Annotated in this window: 1 protein-coding gene; it reads left to right on the top strand. The window is 36.8% G+C overall.

Annotated elements, in window-relative coordinates; translation table 11 throughout:
* Positions 1-742 (top strand): hypothetical protein (locus tag J3U42_RS12300; RefSeq protein WP_267336616.1); only part of this gene is annotated, 742 nt, incomplete at both ends.

The following is a 742-nucleotide window of genomic DNA, read 5'->3' as shown; positions in this document are numbered from 1 at the left end:
GGGATTACTCCAGAAACAGCGGTTGCGATTGCATTATTGCAATTGAGCTATCAAGAACAACCTAATTTATCCAGTCAATTTTATATAATACCGCAAAATCTTGCTACGCTAACTGATTATTTTAATGACTGTGATATCCCCTATAAAAGTCGCAAAATCATTACTCTCGCTGCGAGCCTTTTTGGTAACGGAAAATATAGCTTAAGAAAACTAAAAGAGTTGTTTAGTGATGCGACTGATCCTTTGGCAAAAGAGATTTATGCTAATTTTCATAATTTAGTTTTAGACGCTCTTGAGGATGAAGAAGAAGTTAGCGGTCAACCAATTATCTTTAACATCTCACCTAAACCAGAAAGCGATTCCGAACCGTTAATCATCGATGAACAAGATTTTATCGAAAACCCACGTTGTATCATTACACCATTGCAAGCTAAAAAACGCGGGTTTGATGTTGGTGAATTGGAAACGTATGATTCCTCATGGAGAGCAATTATTTTTGCGCCATTAACGATAACCAATCCCTACATTTTCGACGCTATTATCCAATTTTATAAAGTGCAGAATAAAATAAATCCCAACTCTACTCTTATTTGGGGTGCAGAACAGGCGTATTGCTTTGGAAAAAAAATCGTGATTGATTTCAGTGGCACCCCCTACCAAGTGGGTATGGGAATTTATGGTAAAAACCAAGCTCAGCTAATTTATGGTGTAATGGATTTTGCAAAGATTGCTGTTGCAATGA

Origin of the sequence: Gilliamella sp. B2923, from assembly GCF_026536565.1 — a bacterium.
In the GTDB taxonomy this organism is placed as follows: Bacteria; Pseudomonadota; Gammaproteobacteria; order Enterobacterales; family Orbaceae; genus Gilliamella.
Note: the sequence above shows the minus strand (reverse complement) of the source record. Positions and strands in the feature narration are given on the sequence as shown.